This window comes from Erythrobacter fulvus (assembly GCF_028595285.1).
GTDB lineage: Bacteria > Pseudomonadota > Alphaproteobacteria > Sphingomonadales > Sphingomonadaceae > Erythrobacter > Erythrobacter fulvus.
On the sequence record NZ_JAQQXQ010000003.1, the window covers coordinates 139,728 to 156,576 of the forward strand.

General features: G+C 64.6%; 11 protein-coding genes. 3 read left to right on the top strand and 8 right to left on the bottom strand.

Annotation, left to right across the window (positions count from 1 at the left end):
• Positions 1–19 precede the first annotated feature (19 nt).
• Positions 20–1,687 carry a cytochrome-c oxidase, cbb3-type subunit I gene (gene ccoN / locus OIK40_RS05195; protein WP_273676784.1) on the bottom strand — a complete coding sequence of 556 codons (1,668 nt, stop codon included), beginning with the start codon at positions 1,685–1,687 and terminating at the stop codon, positions 20–22.
• Between the two features lie 75 nt (positions 1,688–1,762).
• A complete protein-coding gene (locus tag OIK40_RS05200) occupies positions 1,763–2,566 on the bottom strand; it encodes a Crp/Fnr family transcriptional regulator (protein ID WP_273676786.1) in 804 nt (267 codons plus the stop codon).
• Between the two features lie 97 nt (positions 2,567–2,663).
• Here OIK40_RS05200 and OIK40_RS05205 point away from each other — a divergent pair, with 97 nt between their 5' ends.
• Positions 2,664–3,359, top strand: a complete 696-nt coding sequence (locus OIK40_RS05205; protein ID WP_273676788.1) for an OmpW/AlkL family protein — start codon at positions 2,664–2,666, stop codon at positions 3,357–3,359.
• Positions 3,360–3,530: 171 nt separating this feature from the next.
• Here OIK40_RS05205 and OIK40_RS05210 read toward each other — a convergent pair whose 3' ends face one another.
• Complete coding sequence (locus OIK40_RS05210) at positions 3,531–4,937, bottom strand: DcaP family trimeric outer membrane transporter (RefSeq protein ID WP_273676790.1); 1,407 nt, start codon at positions 4,935–4,937, stop codon at positions 3,531–3,533.
• A gap of 146 nt (positions 4,938–5,083) precedes the next feature.
• On the opposite strand from OIK40_RS05210, the gene acs reads away from it, so the two are divergent.
• Positions 5,084–7,015: an acetate--CoA ligase gene (gene acs, locus OIK40_RS05215; RefSeq protein ID WP_273676791.1), complete on the top strand. Its 1,932-nt coding sequence runs from the start codon at positions 5,084–5,086 to the stop codon at positions 7,013–7,015.
• Between the two features lie 6 nt (positions 7,016–7,021).
• Positions 7,022–7,660, top strand: coding sequence for a response regulator transcription factor (locus OIK40_RS05220; RefSeq protein ID WP_273676794.1), 639 nt, complete (start codon positions 7,022–7,024; stop codon positions 7,658–7,660).
• On the opposite strand, the gene OIK40_RS05225 is transcribed toward OIK40_RS05220, so the two are convergent.
• The 5 genes from OIK40_RS05225 to OIK40_RS05245 all read right to left on the bottom strand — a co-directional run bounded on the left by OIK40_RS05225 (position 7,630) and on the right by OIK40_RS05245 (position 16,815).
• The gene (locus tag OIK40_RS05225) at positions 7,630–11,022 is read right to left on the bottom strand and encodes a PAS-domain containing protein (RefSeq protein ID WP_273676796.1); all 3,393 of its coding nucleotides are present in this window, start codon (positions 11,020–11,022) and stop codon (positions 7,630–7,632) included. The genes OIK40_RS05220 and OIK40_RS05225 overlap by 31 nt on opposite strands.
• Before the next feature lie 150 nt (positions 11,023–11,172).
• The gene (locus OIK40_RS05230) at positions 11,173–12,948 is read right to left on the bottom strand and encodes a sodium:solute symporter family protein (protein WP_273676799.1); all 1,776 of its coding nucleotides are present in this window, start codon (positions 12,946–12,948) and stop codon (positions 11,173–11,175) included.
• 15 nt (positions 12,949–12,963) lie between these two features.
• The gene (locus OIK40_RS05235) at positions 12,964–13,317 is read right to left on the bottom strand and encodes a DUF4212 domain-containing protein (RefSeq protein WP_273676801.1); all 354 of its coding nucleotides are present in this window, start codon (positions 13,315–13,317) and stop codon (positions 12,964–12,966) included.
• Between the two features lie 182 nt (positions 13,318–13,499).
• Entirely contained in the window at positions 13,500–13,802 is a 303-nt protein-coding gene (locus tag OIK40_RS05240) for a hypothetical protein (protein ID WP_273676802.1), read from the bottom strand.
• A 154-nt stretch (positions 13,803–13,956) separates the two neighbouring features.
• Positions 13,957–16,815: a M16 family metallopeptidase gene (locus OIK40_RS05245; RefSeq protein WP_273676804.1), complete on the bottom strand. Its 2,859-nt coding sequence runs from the start codon at positions 16,813–16,815 to the stop codon at positions 13,957–13,959.
• Positions 16,816–16,849 lie beyond the last annotated feature (34 nt).

Sequence of the window (16,849 nt, forward strand, 5' to 3'; positions counted from 1 at the left end):
GCGTTCCTTCTCGCCGGCGTCATTCGGCCGGCTGGGCGGCGGGTTCGGAAAGGATCGGGCGGTCGGCGGCCTCGTCATGCGCGGTGTCGCCCATCGGTGCCTCGTCGCGCAGCTTGCCGGCGATGGTCATCCAGATGTTGTAGACCATGATCAGCGCGCCGCTGAGGTACATCAGCCCGCCCACAGCCCGCAGGATGTACATCGGGTGGAGCGCGGCGACGGTGTCGACGAAGCTGTTTACCAGATAGCCGTCCGAGCCGTATTCGCGCCACATCAGGCCCTGGGTGATGCCCGCCACCCACATGCTGGCGGCGTAGAACACGATCCCCAGCGTCGCGAGCCAGAAGTGCCAGTTGATCATGCGCAGCGAATACAGCCGTTCCTTCTGCCACAGGCGCGGCACGAGGTAGTAGACGCAGGCGAAGGTGATCATCCCGTTCCATCCCAGCGCGCCGGAATGGACGTGGCCGATGGTCCAGTCGGTATAGTGCGACAGGCTGTTCACCGCCTTGATCGACAGCATCGGGCCTTCAAAGGTGCTCATTCCGTAGAAGGCGAGCGCCAGCACCATCATGCGGATGATCGGATCGGTGCGGACCTTGTCCCACGCGCCGTTCAGCGTCATCAGCCCGTTGATCATGCCGCCCCAGCTGGGCATCCACAGCATGATCGAAAACACCATGCCCAGCGTCTGCGCCCAATCGGGCAGCGCGGTGTAGTGCAGGTGGTGCGGGCCGGCCCAGATGTAGAGGAAGATCAGCGACCAGAAGTGGATGATCGACAGGCGGTAGGAATAGACCGGCCGCCCGGCCTGCTTGGGCACGAAGTAATACATCATCGCGAGGAAGCCGGCGGTAAGGAAGAAGCCCACCGCGTTATGGCCGTACCACCACTGGGTCAGCGCATCCTGCACACCGGCAAATGCGCTATAGCTCTTGGTGCCCAGCAGGCTCACCGGAATGGCGAGATTGTTGACCACGTGCAGCATCGCAATGGTGATGATGAAGGCGAGATAGAACCAGTTGGCGACGTAGATATGCGGTTCGTGACGGCGCAGGATCGTGCCGACATAGACCGCAAGATAGGCCAGCCAGACGATTGTCAGCCACAGATCGACATACCATTCAGGCTCGGCATATTCCTTCGACTGGGTGATGCCGAGCAGGTATCCGGTCGCCGCCAGCACGATGAACAGCTGGTACCCCCAGAATACGAAGCGGGCCATGCCGGGGAAGGCCAGCGTGGTGCGGCAGGTGCGCTGCACGACGTAGAAACTGGTCGCCAGCAGCGCGTTGCCGCCGAACGCGAAAATCACCGCGCTGGTGTGCAACGGGCGGAGGCGCCCGAAATTGAGGTAGGGTTCGAGATTGAGCCAGGGATAGGCAAGCTGGGCGGCAATGAACACGCCCGCCAGCAGGCCCGCAATGCCCCAGAACATGGTCGCAATCACGCCCCAGCGCACCACATCATCATCATAGCGCGACGGCCCGGGAGGCATCCGGAAGATGCTCTGCGCCTTGGCCAGCGGGTCATAGCTGCGCAAGCTGGCGATGATCAGGATCACCGCCACAAGTGCGACGATCCCCATATGGATGGCAAACCCGCTGTCCGGGGTCAGCGCGATGGCACAAATAGCCGCGAGCAGGACAAGCGCCCAGACTCCCAGCCGTTTTACGACTGCTTCCATGATGATTTATCCCTTCCGTCGGCTTGCCCTAGCAAGCCCCCGCAATCCCTGTTGTTGATCTAGATCAAATTTGTGTCAATTTTTGGGTGTCACGCCCGCTTGACTGCCCGATCGCCCGGCCAGTCTGGCCAGCGCGTCGACGTCCGAAAGGCAGACTTTCGATCGCCCTTCGGTTTCCAACAGCCCCGCCTCGCGCAGTTCGGTTAGCTGGCGGCTGACGGTTTCGATGGTAAGGCCAAGGCTGTCGCCGATATCCCTGCGGCTCATCGGCAGGGCAAAGGCGCAGGCACCCGAAGTGCAGTCCGCCAGCCGTTCGGCCATCGAGACAAGGAAATCGGCGATCCGCTGCTGGGCGGATTTGTGGCCCATCTGCATCATTCGCGTGCGGCTGCGGTGCAGCGCCTGCAAGCTGCGCGCGAGCACCGAACGCAGCACCGCCGGATCGCTTTGGGCAATGTCGAGGAAGCGCTCCGCCGGGAACACCACGATGTCGCAATCGCTCAGCGCGACGAGCCGGAAATCGCCCCAGGAATCTGCGGCGCTCTGACGCAGCACCGAAATCATGTCGCCGCCGAAATGGAATGCCAGCACCTGTCCCGACGGCGCATCGGCAACCGGCTGTGCGGCCAGCTTGGCCGAACCGCGCGCGATATAGACCAGACGGTCCTCGTAGGTGTCGGGGGGCAGTTCCTCGCCCTTGGAAAGATGCAGGCAATAACCGATTGCGCATAGCCGGTCGGCGGTCGGCTGGGCGCCGCTACCGACGGGCAGGGCAGCGCGAAAGGCCTCCATGCATTCCTGCCCGAAAGATGTGCTGATCGTCGCCATGATGGTGCTGCAATGGCCCGTCGCTTCGCAAAGGTCTTTGATCCGGATCAATGAAGCTGGCGCGATCCTGCGGCTATCCGGCGGCCACAGGCAGCAAGTACCTGGGTCGCGGAGGGCGACCACTGCTGCCGATGAAGGACGTATGAAAATGAAGACTCTTCTGATGCTTGCCAACACTGCTCTGGGCGGTGCAGCTTTGGCGCTGGCCGCGACCCCGGCAACTGCACAGGACGACAGCGACCGGGCCGGTAGCGTGCAGTTCAAGGTACTCGGCACCGCAGTGCTGCCCGACGGCAAGATCACCGATGTGAATGTCGATCTGGTCGGCCTGCCCGCCAACACCCAGACCGAGGCGAACAACAATTTCGTGCCAACCATCGCGGTGGAATATTTCCTCACCGACAATGTCTCGATCGAGACGATTGCCGGCACCACGCAGCACGATGTCGACGTGGTCACCGGGCCGCTGACCGGCGCCGAGCTGGTATCGGACGCGCTGCTGCTTCCGGCGACGGTGACGGCGAAGTATCACTTCGATGTCGGCGGAGTGAAACCCTATGTCGGCGCTGGTGCGGCCTATTTCATGTGGCTGAGCGACAAGCCCGGCGCGGCAACCTTGCCGCTGGGCGTGACCGACACCGATCTGTCGGACGAATTCGGTTTCGTGCTGCAGGCCGGCATGGACGTGCCGCTGGGCGACAAGGGCTTCGGTCTGACCTTCGATGCCAAGCGCTATTTCATCGACACCACTGCCCGCTGGTATGCCGGCAACACGCTGGCGATCGAGACCGAGCACAAGCTTGATCCCTGGGTGCTGAGCGCGGGTGTCGCTTACCGCTTCTGACCGGATCCGCCCGGTCAGACGAAAGCCCCGCCGGCAGGCCGCCGGTGGGGCTTTTTGGTGCGATACTCGGCCGATCTGGGCCGTTTTGGGTCCTTTTAGACCCGTTTTCGCCGTGTTTAGCCCCCTTTTCGGCGAGGTTTCACGTGAAACATCGGGCTTTGGCGCAGGTCGTCAGAAATTATATCGGGTCGAGAATTGCAGCCGCCGCAGATCGCCCGAACGGCCATCTTCCAGAGTGCGCTGCGCATACATCACCTCGATCCCGATATCGAGCGGTTCGACCGGAGACCAGATCAGGTTGGCGAGCGCATTCCAGCTTTCGTCGGTGACCTGGTTGGAGGTAAGCAGCACCGGGTTGTCGGCCTTGAAATAGGCCCCCGAAACAACCGAACGCAGCCGTTTGGCCCACCAGTGCTGGTATGCGGCAAAGCCGGAATAGGTGAAGATCGGATCCAGATTTCCGCCCGCATCCACCGCCGCATCATTGACGATATTGACCCCGATATAACGCCCGAGCCCGTCGCCAGCGGTCGCCATGAACCTGAGATCGTCGCGAGCGCCGACCTTGACCTTGCCCGAGAGGCTGAAGCCGTAGCCCAGCGCATCGTCAGCGTTGCCGAAATCGTCGTCCGACATGGTCAGCTTGCGCGCGATTGCAGCAGCCGTCAGCGTGCCCCAGTCCCGCTTGTGATCGTAACGCACCACGATGTCGGGGATCGTGTCGTCGCCGGTGATCACCCGGCCGCCCGTGGGTGTGGTGACCACGGTTTCGGACTGTTCGGCCGCGAGCTGCCAGCCGTTCTTGCTCCAGCGGATCATCGGCTGTCGGGCAAACACCGTCCCCGGGGTCGGGCCGATGAAATCGAGGCTGTCCGGCAGTGCGCCGACATTCTGGAAGGTCGACCACGCCTGCCCGAACAGCCAGTTGTCGTAGGTGATAAAGGCCTGGCGCATGCGAGGGACGTAGCTGTTGCTGACCCGTTCATCGCCGCCATCGGTGACCATGAAATCGAGCTCGATATGCGAATTGAGCTTGTGTTCGGCCCCCACGTCGGTGGCGGTCTTCAGGATGAAGCGCGTTTGCCGGGCGCTGAAATCGGTATCGTAGCCCGAAGGCGCGCCGCCGACCGGGATCAGCCCCGGGATCAGAAAATCGCGCAGCAGGCTGCCGCTGGGCAATTGCCCGCCGCTGGTCCGTTGGGCGATCGCATCGACCTTTACGTAACCGGCATAGGCGACCGTAGTTTTGCCGACGCGGAAGCCCTTGTCTTCCTGGCTCCGCGGCACCGCGATCTGTTCGGCAAGCTCGGCCTGACGGCTCTTGAGATCCTGTGTCGCAGCAAGCAGCGCAGCGCTTTGTTCGCGCATCTCTGCCTGCTGGGCGCGCATCGCGCCGTCTTCGGCGGCGTGGGTGTTGGTTTCGGCGTCCAGCCGTTCGATCAGCCCTTCGACCAGCTTTTCCAGCCGATCGAGCCGGGCCTCGACGGCGGCGTCCTGTGCCAGTGCCGGCGCGGCCGATAGCGCCGTTGCCGCCAGCAGCATCGCCCGCAGCGCGCATCTCGCGCGGTTGGTGACCATGAAAACCCTCCCGTCCTCTTTTCCCGGGCCGAACATGGCTCCGGCACAAGCGGCGCGACAGTTAGCGGATGGTCGTAAGACCTTTGTCTGAGGGCGAAGCGGGTGTAGCCTGATGTACAACCGGGTGAAATTGAGGGAGAGTCGAGATGATCCACGCCGTAGAGCGGCCCCAGGCCCATGCCCCCACGCATTGCACCCCCGAACAATATGACGCGATGTATCGCGCCTCGGTGGAAACGCCCGACGCCTTCTGGCTGGAGCAGGCGCAGCGGCTAGACTGGTTCACCGCACCGACGATCGGCGGGGACTGGGCTTATGATCCGGTCGCGATCAAGTGGTTCGAGGACGGCAAGCTCAACCTGTGTCACAACGCGGTTGACCGGCACCTGCCCGAACATGCCGATACCACCGCGCTGATTTTCGAGCCCGACGATCCGGCCAGCGAAGACCGCAGCCTGACCTATGGCGAACTCCACCGCGAGGTGGTCCGCATGGCCAATGCCCTGAAAAAGCTCGGTGTTGGCAAGGGAGACCGGGTAACGATCTACATGCCGATGATCCTCGAAGGCGCGGTCGCGATGCTCGCCTGCGCGCGGCTGGGGGCGGTGCATTCGGTGGTGTTCGGCGGTTTCTCGCCCGAGGCACTGGCGGGCCGGATCGAGGATTGCGGCAGCCGCTTCGTCATCACCGCCGATGAAGGCCTGCGCGGCGGGAAGCGCGTGCCATTGAAGGCCAATGTCGATGCGGCGCTGAACCTTGCCGCGCACGCCACGCCGGTTGAAGGCGTGCTGGTGATCCCGCACACCGGCGGCACAATCGACATGGTGGAGGGTCGCGATCACTGGCTGGCAGACCTCGCCAGCGACGAGGATTGCCCGTGCGAGGTGATGGACGCAGAAGACCCGCTGTTCATCCTCTACACCTCAGGTTCGACCGGCAAGCCCAAGGGCGTGCTCCATACCACCGGCGGCTACGGCGTGTGGACGGCGACGACCTTCCACTACATTTTCGATTACCAGCCGGGTGAGGTGTTCTGGTGCACCGCCGATATCGGCTGGGTGACGGGGCACAGCTACGTCGTTTACGGCCCGCTGTTCAACGCCGCGACCGCGTTGGTGTTCGAAGGCGTGCCCAACTACCCCGATCACGGGCGCTTCTGGGACGTGGTTGACAAGCATCAGGTCAACATCATCTACACCGCGCCGACCGCGATCCGCGCGCTGATGCGCGAGGGCGATCATCATGTGACCAGCCGCAGCCGCGCCTCGCTCCGCCTGCTGGGAAGCGTCGGCGAGCCGATCAATCCCGAAGCCTGGCGCTGGTATTTCGATGTGGTGGGCGAGGGCCGCTGCCCCGTGATCGACACCTGGTGGCAGACCGAAACCGGCGGCTGCATGATCACGACCCTGCCCGGCGCGCACGATATGAAACCGGGCAGCGCGGGTCTGCCGTTCTTCGGCGTGCGCCCGCAATTGGTCGATAACGAGGGCCACGTGCTGGAGGGTGCCAACGAAGGCAACCTGTGCATCACCCACAGCTGGCCCGGTCAGGCGCGCACCGTCTATGGCGATCACGAACGTTTCGTGCAGACCTATTTCAGCACCTATGTCGGCAAGTATTTCACCGGCGATGGCTGCAAGCGCGACGAGGACGGGTATTACTGGATCACCGGCCGGGTGGACGACGTCATCAATGTCTCGGGCCACCGCATGGGCACCGCCGAGGTGGAAAGCGCGCTGGTGCTCCATGCCAAGGTCGCCGAGGCTGCGGTCGTCGGCTACCCGCACGACATCAAGGGGCAGGGCATCTATTGCTACGTCACCCTGAACGTGGGCGAGGATGGTTCGGACGGGCTGCTGGCCGAACTGAAAGCCCATGTTCGCAAGGAAATCGGGCCGATCGCCACACCCGACATCATCCACTTCACCGACGGCCTGCCCAAAACGCGTTCGGGCAAGATCATGCGCCGTATCCTGCGCAAGATCGCCGAAAACGAATTCGGCGCGCTGGGCGATACCTCGACGCTGGCCGATCCCTCGCTGGTCGAACGGCTGATCGAAGGTCGCCAGAACCGCTGACGCGTCATGGGGGGACGCATCGTCATTGCCGATGATCACCCGCTGTTCCGCAGCGCGCTGGCCCATGCGGTGGGCAAGGTGTGGCCGGACGCAGCGATTATCGAGGCGAGCAGCGCGGCGGAAGCGCGTGCGGCGCTGGCCGATGTCGGCACAGAGGCGCTGCTGCTCGATCTGCACATGGCGGATTCAACCGGTCTCAGCGTGCTGATGGACTTGCGGCAGGATTACCCCGCGCTCCCCATCGTGATCGTTTCGGCCAGCGAGGAACCGCGCGTCGCGGCGGCGGCGGCGCAGCTCGGGGCGGCTGGGTTCATTCCCAAGTCCTCCAGCCTCGATGCGATGCGCGAAGGGCTGGCGGCGGTGCGGGACGGCGACGGCTGGTTTCCCGAAAGCGAGGCGGCGGCCGACGATGATCTTGACCGGATCGCCAGCCTGACACCCGCCCAGCGGCGCATTCTCGGCGCGATCCGGCAGGGGTTGCTCAACAAGCAGATCGCCTATGAACTGACGATCAGCGAAGCCACAGTGAAGGCGCATATCACCGCGATCCTGAGGAAGCTTGGCGTCAGCAGCCGGACACAGGCGGTGCTGCTGGCCGCCAAGCTCGACGTCGATCAGCCGGCGACCGATTCCGCCGCAGGTTGACCGCCCGCATCGCGCGCCTGCGCGAGGCAGGCGGCGATCAGCGCCCGAAGCGTGGCGGGTGGGGCCGGTTTCAACAGCCGGTTGGCACCCATCCGCGTGGCGGCGGCTTCGGTCTCCTCCGAGCTTTCGGCGGTCAGCAGGATAGCGGGCGGGCGGCGGCCCCAGCCTTCGCATAGCGCGCGATAGGCGGTATCGCCGCGCTCGCTGCCGTCGAGGCGGTAGTCCATGATTGCGATGTCGGGCGCAGCGGGCGCGGCGGCTTGCGCCTCGGCCAGGCTGGCAGCGCAAAGCGCCTCCAGTCCCCACTTGCCAAGCAGCGCGGCGGTAGCGGTGAGTGCTGCCGGATCATTATCGACCACCAGCACCCGCGCTGTCCCGAGCCGCGTCGGGGCGCGCACGGCGGCCGGTTTCGCCACCGGCGCGGCGGCGCGGTGCAGCACCGGCAGAGCCAGCGCGAAGCGGCTGCCGCGTCCGGGGGTCGATGTCGTCTCGATCTCAACTTTCAGCAGCCGCGCGGCCCGCCGGACGATCGCAAGGCCGAGGCCCAGCCCTTCGCGGTCGGTCGAGGCGCCGCGTTCGAACTCGCCGAAAATGCGTTCGATATCTGCCTCGGCAATGCCGCGTCCGGTGTCGTGGATGCAGATCAGTACGTCATCGCCGCGTCGCCGCACGCCGATCAGCACGCCGCCGCTGGCGGTGTAGCGCACCGCATTGCTCATCAGGTTGCGCAAGACCGCCGTCAGCAGCGCACGGTCGGCCATCACCCAGGCATCGGTCCGCACCCGCTTCAGCCGGAGCCCTTTCGCTTGCGCCTGCAAGGCGAATTCGCGGGCGATATCTTCGAATAGCTGATCGAGCGCGACCAGTTCGGGCTGCGGCACAACGCCGCCGCTATCGAGCTTGGAAATCTCCAGCAGCACGCGGATCAACCGGTCGGCCGAGACAATCGAGCCGTCGAGATCGCTCACCAGCTTTTCCAGCGGCGCACTCCCCAAGACTTCTTCCCCCAGTGCCGAGGCGAACAGCCGCGCGGCGTTCAGCGGCTGGATCAGGTCGTGACTGGCGGCGGCGAGGAAGCGGGTCTTGGAACGGGTCGCTTCGGCCAGCAGCGCATTGGCCTCGCTCAATTGCTGTGTGCGCTCGGCGACTTTCTCCTCCAGCGCCTGTTCGGCCCGGCGGTCGGCGGTGATGTCGGTATAGGACGTGGTGTAGCCGCCGCCCGGCGTGGGCGCACCGACGATCCTGAGCACGCGGCCGTCGTGCTGCACCCGCTCGATCCGGTGTTCGTTCCCCGCGCGCATGTAGGCAAGTCGGCGTTCGACCTGTTCGGCAATCTCGCCTTTGGACAGCCGCCCGCGTTCAAGGTTGAAGCGGATGAGGTCCGCAATCGGCGTGCCGACTTGCACCAGCCTGTCGGGCAGGTCGAAGATCTGCTGGTAACGGCTGTTCCACGCCACCAGGCGCATTTCGGCATCGACCAGCGCCACGCCCTGATCGATGCTTTCGATCGCGGTCTGGAGCAGTTCGCCCGAAAAGCTGAGGCGGCGATGGGTCTCGTCGAACATGGCGACGACTTCGGGCAGCGGGATCGGATCGCCGCCCGCCCAGGAAGCGACCAGCATCCGCGCCGAGGAGGTGCCGATCACGCCGGAAATCACCCGCTCGGCCAGTTCCAGCAGGTCTGCCTCGGCCGGATCGCCGTTGCGCAAGCCCAGCGGGGCGAGCGCGCCATCTGCCCGATCCCTCCCGACGAACTGGACGAGCAGCGCACGCACATCGCCGACCCGTTTGGCCGTCGCGTGACGCGGCAAAGTGCCCGGCATCGGCGTGCCGACAAAGGCCGCGGCCTGCGCCGCATCGAGCAGCGAGGCGCGCGCGACGGCAGAACCGAACCAGTAGAGCAAGGTGTTGATCCCCAGACTCAGCACCACGCCCGACACCAGCGGATCGGGATGGATGCTCAGCAGCGGCGCGGCGCCGCTGGCTGCGGGCCAGATCAACAGCACCAGCCAAAGTGCAAATCCGGTCGCAAGGCCGGCCAGCATTCCCGTCCGGTTGCCGCGCCGGCTGACCATGCCCAGCACCAGCCCAGGCGCAAATTGGGCCGCTGCGGCAAAGGCCAGCGTGCCAAGCCCTGCCAAATCGGTGATTCCGGCAAAGCCGCGATAAAAGGCATAGGCGCAGGCCAGCAGCAGCGCGATCACCACCCTGCGGATCAGCAGCAGGCGCGATGCGATCCGGCTGCGGTCCCCGCGTCCGGCCAGTGCGCGGCGCAGCAGCAGCGGGGCGACGAGATCATTCGTGATCATGATCGACAGCGCCACGCTCGCCACCACGATCATCCCCGCCGAGGCGGAAAAACCGCCGAGGAACACCAGCAGCGCCAGCGCCTCGTTACCGGTGGCGAGCGGCAGCGCGAGCACGATGGTATCCGGATTCGCGCCCGCGGGCAGGATGGCAAGGCCCGTCAGCACGATCGGGACGATGACCAGCGCGGTAAGCGCAAGATAGGCCGGAAACACCCACTGCATCGCCGGTGTCGTGCGATCGCCCGGAGCTTCGATAAAGGTCATGTGGAACTGGCGCGGCAGGCACAGCGCGGCGGCCGCGGCGATGACTGTCAGCACGGCGAAGCGCGCATCGAACTGATCGGGCGCGAGCAGTGCCGGGGGCGGGGCCGGGGCGGGCCCGGAACCTTGCGCGCTCCCCGTCAGCAGCAGCCACAGAGCGAGGCCCCCTACCGCCAGCAAAGCCGCCAGCTTCACCACCGCCTCCACCGCAATGGTCAGAACCAGACCGGCGTTATCGCCCGCGCGGTCTGCCCGGCGAGAACCGAACAGGATCGCGAACAGCCCCATCAGCGCCGCGACAAGCAGCACCAGCTCGTCTGCGGCAAGCTGGGTCCGCAGGCTGGGATCGAGCGTCATCAGCGCGCTGCCGACCGATTGCAGTTGCAGCGCCATGTAAGGCAGCGCGCCGGTCGTCGCGATCACTGTCACCAGCGCCGCCAGACCCGCGCTTTTGCCGTAACGGGCCGAAAGGAAGTCCGCGATCGACGTTGAATGCTGAGCTTTGGCCTGCGCGAGGATTTTGCGGATCAGGCCGAAACCGAGAGTGAAGAGAAGAATCGGCCCGAGATAGATCGGCAGATAATCCAGCCCCGCCGTGGCCGCAGTGCCGACCCCGCCAAAGAAGGTCCAGCTGGTGCAATAGACCGCAAGGCTGAGACCGTAGACCGTGCCGGTATGGCGCTGCGACACGCTGCCGCCGGCATTCTCCGCCGCGCGATCGCGCCACGCGGCGAGCCAGAACAATCCGCCCAGATAGATCATGGCGGCGAACAACGCCGCGCCCAGCATCATCGTCCTGTCCTCTCCCGTGCATCAGGCTACTGCAATCGCACGATTGTGCAAGCGTGCCGGAACCATGCGAAAGGGCGGCGACCCGTGCAGGCCGCCGCCCTTTCTCCCGCCGGCGATCCGAAGGGCGGGGGGGAAGGAGTGGAGCCGTGCCTAGTGCACGTGGGCCTCGCCCGCGCCGCGCGGGACGCGGATCGAATCCACAAGCTTGCGCACTTCCAGCGGGGGGCCTGCCGTCACCGACGACACCGCCATCGCGATGCCGAAATTGATCAGCATGCCGATCACCCCGATCCCTTCGGGCGACACGCCGAACAACCAGTTTGCCGCGACATTGGCATCGGGGGCCGCCAGCTTGAAGTAGACGATATAGCCGAAGGTGAAGGCCAGGCCCGACACCATCCCTGCGATCGCCCCTTCCTTGTTCATGCGCTTGGAGAAAATGCCCATGAAAATCGCCGGGAACAGGCTGGCTGCGGCAAGCCCGAAGGCGAAGGCCACCACCTGCGCGACCCAGCCCGGCGGATAGATGCCGAGATAGCCCGCAATCACGATCGCCGCCGTCGCTGCCAGACGTGCCGCCATCAGCTCGCCCTTTTCCGAAATGTTCGGACGGAAGGTCTGCTTCAGCAGGTCGTGGCTGACCGAAGAGGAGATCACCAGTAGCAGCCCCGCCGCCGTCGACAGCGCGGCTGCAAGGCCCCCGGCCGCAACCAGTGCGATCACCCAGCCCGGCAGCTTTCCGATCTCCGGATTGGCCAGCACCATGATGTCCTGATCGACATAGACCTCGTTCGCGTTGTCCGCGACCGGAGCGTTGGTCACCGCCCGTTCGCCTGATGGCCCGGCTGTACCGGTGAATTCGGGCTTGCCGGCAAAGGCATCGCCCTTGCGGTACTGCATCACCCCGTCGCCGTTCTTGTCGGCAAAGGCGATCAGATCGTTGCGTTCCCAGTTCTTGAACCACGCGGGCGCGGTGGCGTATGCCTGCTCGTTGACGCTGTCGATGAAGTTGAGCCGTGCGAACGCCCCCACCGCGGGCGCGGTGGTGTAGAGCAGGGCGATGAAGATCAGCGCCCAGCCCGCCGATTTGCGCGCGTCCGATGCCTTGGGCACGGTGAAGAAGCGCACGATCACATGCGGCAGCCCCGCCGTGCCGACCATCAGCGCCAGCGTGATGCAGAACACGTCGATCATGCTCTTCTGCCCGTCGGTATAGGCTCCGAAGCCGAGATCGGTGAGCACCAGATTGAGCTTTTGCAGCACATACAGCCCCGAACCGTCATTGACGGTCGAACCCAGCCCGATCTGCGGGATGGGATTGCCGGTGATCATGAAGCTGAGGAAGAAGGCCGGCACCATATAGGCGAAGATCAGCACGCAATATTGCGCCACCTGGGTGTAGGTGATGCCCTTCATCCCGCCGAGCACCGAATAGACGAAGACGATGCCCATGCCGATGATCACGCCCATGGTTATGTCTACGTCGAGGAAGCGCGAGAACACGATCCCCACACCGCGCATCTGCCCGGCGATATAGGTGAAGCTGATGAAGATCAGGCAGATCACCGCCACCACCCGCGCGGCCTTGCTGTAATAGCGCGTGCCGATGAAGTCGGGCACGGTGAACTGGCCGAACTTCCTGAGATAGGGCGCCAGCAGCAGCGCCAGCAGCACATAACCGCCGGTCCAGCCCATCAGGTAGACCGAAGCGTCATAGCCCATGAAGGCGATAATCCCGGCCATCGAGATGAAGCTAGCCGCGCTCATCCAGTCTGCGGCGGTGGCCATGCCGTTGACAATCGGGTTCACCCCGCCGCCCGCGACATAGAATTCCTTGGTCGATCCCGCGCGGCTCCATACCGCGATGCCGATGTAGAGCGCGAAGCTCAGCCCGACGAAAAGATAGATAAGGGTTTGCGTTTCCATGGTCCCGTCCCCCCCTCAGTCGTCGAGATCGTAGGTGTGCTCGATGGCTTTCATCCGCACTACGTAGAAGAAAATCAGCGCGATGAAGACGTAGACCGAGCCTTGCTGCGCGAACCAGAAGCCCAGCGGATATCCGCCGAGGCTGAACTGGTCGAGGAAGCTGCGGAAGATGATCCCTGCCCCGAAGGAACAGGCGAACCAGATCGCCATCAGCACGCCCAGCAGGCGCAGATTGGCGTGCCAGTAGGCATCCTCGCGCAGGTTGGTTTCGCCGTCAGGCGTGGTCGCGTCGATATCGGGCAGGGCCTCGGTCGGTTCGCCGGGGTCATCATACCCCGAATCCTGGCCGTGCGGCGTTTGCTGGTCCATGTCTTGTCCCCCTCTCCTGGGCATGACCGGCGCACGGGACATGCGCCTGATCGTGCCGGCAAGGCTATGTCACGAAAGGGGCGGGTGCGAGAGCGACTTTAGTCTAAGCCCCGCGCGCAAACGAAAGGGCCGCCGGAGCGCGAACTCCGGCGGCCCTGTTCATGTTGCGTTATCGCGGGTGATCAGCCTTCGCGCTGACCGGTCAGCGGCATCGCACCGAAGGCGCCGGCATTCACGGTGCCGGTCAGCTGGTCGCCATTGACGGTCGCTTCGCAATCGAGCGTCATCGGCATCGGCACGGTCATGTTCATCTTCCAGGTCAGGGTGTCACCGTTGATGGTGCCATCGACGACGTCCATCGAACCGAGGCTGCCGACGAGCGAACCGGTGAAGCTATCGCCTTCGCCCGGAACGACAGTGAAGGTGCCGTTCTGATCGCCCATCGGGCTTTTGACGACGGCCTTGTAGGTACCTGCAACAGACATATTCCACTCCTTGGCGAGTCCCGGAGCGCCATGCTGCGGGACTGGAAAAAACTTGTGGCAGGACCCTCCCGGCCACGCTGACCCCTTGTTATTTACACTTATGTCAGCGCGCTTCAACCGGATTTGGCAAGAAGCGCGCTGACAAAAAGGGGATTTATTCGCCGGTCATCTCGCGCACTTCGACCGGCAGGCCGAGCTGTTCGAGCTGCGGGGCGACCTTGGTCGCATCGCCAACCACGATCCACACGAAATCGTCGACATCGAGCGCCGAGCGTGCCGCCGCGTCGAGGGATTCGCGGGTCTGTGCTTCATAACGGTCGACCAGCGTTTCGTAATAATCGTCCGGACGGCCATAGAGCGCGTTCGACTGCATTGCCCCCAGAACCGCGGGCGAGGTTTCGAAGCTGCCCGGCAGTTCGCCGATTTCGGCGGCGACGTTGCGGGTCAGCTCTTCCTCAGTCACGCCCTTTTCGGTCAGGAACTCGCGGGTTTCCTTGATCATCTCGGCGATCGAGTCACCGGTGCGGTCGGCCTGTACGCCGCCGCTGATGGCATAGACCACTGCGTTCTCGAAGGCCTGCGGGCCACCGCGCACGCCGTAGGACCAGCCCTTGGTCTCGCGCAGGTTCATGTTGAGACGGGCAAGGAAGTTGCCGCCCAGCGCGTTGTTTGCGTTGGTGAAATCGACCCACGCCGGATCGCGCGCGTCAAGCCCGGTGCGCTGTGCGCCGAGGATGAAGCTCTGCGGCGAATTGGGCCGGTTGATCAGCACGATCCGGTTGCCTTCCGGCTGGCTGGCGGCCAGCGCGGCGAAGTCCTTGGTGCCCTTCGCCGTCGCGGGCGCGGTCCAGCTGCCGAAAGCGGCGTTAAGCGCGCTGACGATTTCGTCCAGCGGACGGTCGGAAATGACGAACACTTCGCCATTGTCCGGACGGATCCAGCTGTCCTTGAAGGCGATCAGATCGTCACGGGTGATCGACGATACGCTTTCGATGGTGGACACGCCGCCATAGGGCGCGGCCGGGCCAAACAATTCGGTGCCGATGGCACGCGAGGCGATCCCCTGCGGCGAGCGCATCTGCGCGCGGATGCCGGTGATGGTCTGCGCCTTCACGCGGTCGAGATCGGCCTGGTTGAAGGCCGGCTCGCGGATGATCTGACGGAACAGGTCAAGCGACGGGGCAAGATTTGCCGACAGCGCCGACAGCGTGAAGCTGGACCGGTCGGAACTGCCGCCCGCCGAGATCGACACGCCCAGACGTTCCCGCTCCTCGGCGATTTCCTGCGACGAAAGCGCCGCAGTGCCTTCTTCGAACAGGCCCATGGTGAGCGATTGCAGGCCCTGCATGTCGACCGGATCGGCCGCGCCGCCGGCGTTGAAGGACATGGTGACATAGGTCGCCGGCACCGCGTTGCGCTGCGCGTAGGTCACCTGCATGCCGTTGGCGAGCGTGGCGCGCTGGATGTCCGGGAAGTCGAGCTTGGCAACGCTGTCAATCGCCGGAGCGGGACGTTCGAGCGAAACAGTGATGGTTTCCGCCGCGCGGTCGCGCTCGGAAGCGTTTTCTTCCTCGCTCGCGACTGATGCGGCTTCTTCGTAGATGGCGTCGCGTTCGCCCGGTTCGAGCACCACGGTCAGCGCCGGACGGGTCATCCACTTCTTCATGGCGGCCTGCACGTCGGCCGGGGTGATCGTCGCCAGTGCTTCGAATTCGCGGGCGTAAAGGGCCGGATCGCCCGCCAGCACTTCGCCCTCGGCCAGCGTCTGCGCCTTGCCGCGGAAGCCGCCGACCTGTTCCAGACCCCGAATCGTGCGGGCAAGGTTGCTGGTCACCGCGCGCCGCACCTCGTCTTCGGTCGGACCTTCGGCGATCATCTTGGTCAGCACTTCGTCGATCTTCGCTTCGAGCGCGGCCAGTTCGACCCCGTCCTTCAGCGTCGCGCCAACGCTGAGCAGGCCGACTCGCTGGAAGGTGGAATTGCCCGACGACACGCCGACAGCGAGCTGTTCGTTGCGCACCAGCACTTCGTCCATGCGGCTGGAAGCGAGGCCCCCGAGGATCGAGGTGCCGACGTCGAGCGCGATGCGATCCTTGCCGGTGATGCCTTCGACCGGCCAGTAACGGGTCACGCTGGTCGCCGCGACCTGATCCTTAAACACCTTGCGCACCGGTTCGGCCAGCGTCGGCACGTCCGCCTGCGCCGGATCATTGACCGGGCCGCGTGCGATCGGACCGAACCACTTTTCCACCAGCGGACGGGCTTCAGCAGCGGAAATGTCCCCGGCCAGCACCAGCGTGGCATTGTTAGGGCCGTAATTTTCGCGGAACCACGTGCGCACGTCCTCCATCGATGCGGAATCGAGGTCCGCCATCGAACCGATCGCCTCATGGCGATAGGGGTGGCCTTCGGGGAACAGCGTGCGCAGCACGTCGTAGAACACAAGGCCGCCGGGCTGGTTGTCGCCCTGGCGCTTTTCATTCTGCACCACGCCGCGCTGGTTATCGAGCTTCTCCTGCGTCACCGCGCCGAGGAGGTAGCCCATCCGATCGCTTTCCAGCCACAGCGCGCGTTCGAGCGCGGGGCGGGGCACGGTCTGGAAATAGTTGGTGCGGTCGAACCAGGTGGTGCCGTTGTAATCGGTCGCACCCATTTCCGACAGGTATTGGAAATAGTCGTTCGGCGCGTTTTCCGAACCGTTGAACATCAGGTGTTCGAACAGGTGCGCGAAACCGGTCTTGCCTTCGGGCTCGTCCTTGGAGCCGACATTATACCACACTGTAACGTTGACGATCGGCGCCTTGCGATCCTCGTGCACCAGCACGGTGAGGCCGTTTTCCAGCTGGAACTTCTCGTAAGGAATGGCGACTTGCGACACCAGCGAGGACAGGTCTGTGCCCGCTTCCGTCGCGGTGGTCGTGGCGGCGTGGTTATCCGCCAGTGCCGGGGTCAGCGGCGCGGCCAGCGCAAGAGCAATCGCCGTAAGGCTCGCGGTGGCAAAACGATGGGTCATGAATTTCTCTCCGTTTGCGGAAAAACGACAGTGG

Coding starts and splice junctions, on each gene's coding strand:
- ccoN (WP_273676784.1), bottom strand. CDS start 1,687: ATGGAAGCAGTCGTAAAACGGCTGGGAGTCTGGGCGCTTGTCCTGCTC.
- OIK40_RS05205 (WP_273676788.1), top strand. CDS start 2,664: ATGAAGACTCTTCTGATGCTTGCCAACACTGCTCTGGGCGGTGCAGCT.
- OIK40_RS05210 (WP_273676790.1), bottom strand. CDS start 4,937: ATGGTCACCAACCGCGCGAGATGCGCGCTGCGGGCGATGCTGCTGGCG.
- acs (WP_273676791.1), top strand. CDS start 5,084: ATGATCCACGCCGTAGAGCGGCCCCAGGCCCATGCCCCCACGCATTGC.
- OIK40_RS05220 (WP_273676794.1), top strand. CDS start 7,022: ATGGGGGGACGCATCGTCATTGCCGATGATCACCCGCTGTTCCGCAGC.
- OIK40_RS05225 (WP_273676796.1), bottom strand. CDS start 11,022: ATGATGCTGGGCGCGGCGTTGTTCGCCGCCATGATCTATCTGGGCGGA.
- OIK40_RS05230 (WP_273676799.1), bottom strand. CDS start 12,948: ATGGAAACGCAAACCCTTATCTATCTTTTCGTCGGGCTGAGCTTCGCG.
- OIK40_RS05235 (WP_273676801.1), bottom strand. CDS start 13,317: ATGGACCAGCAAACGCCGCACGGCCAGGATTCGGGGTATGATGACCCC.
- OIK40_RS05240 (WP_273676802.1), bottom strand. CDS start 13,802: ATGTCTGTTGCAGGTACCTACAAGGCCGTCGTCAAAAGCCCGATGGGC.
- OIK40_RS05245 (WP_273676804.1), bottom strand. CDS start 16,815: ATGACCCATCGTTTTGCCACCGCGAGCCTTACGGCGATTGCTCTTGCG.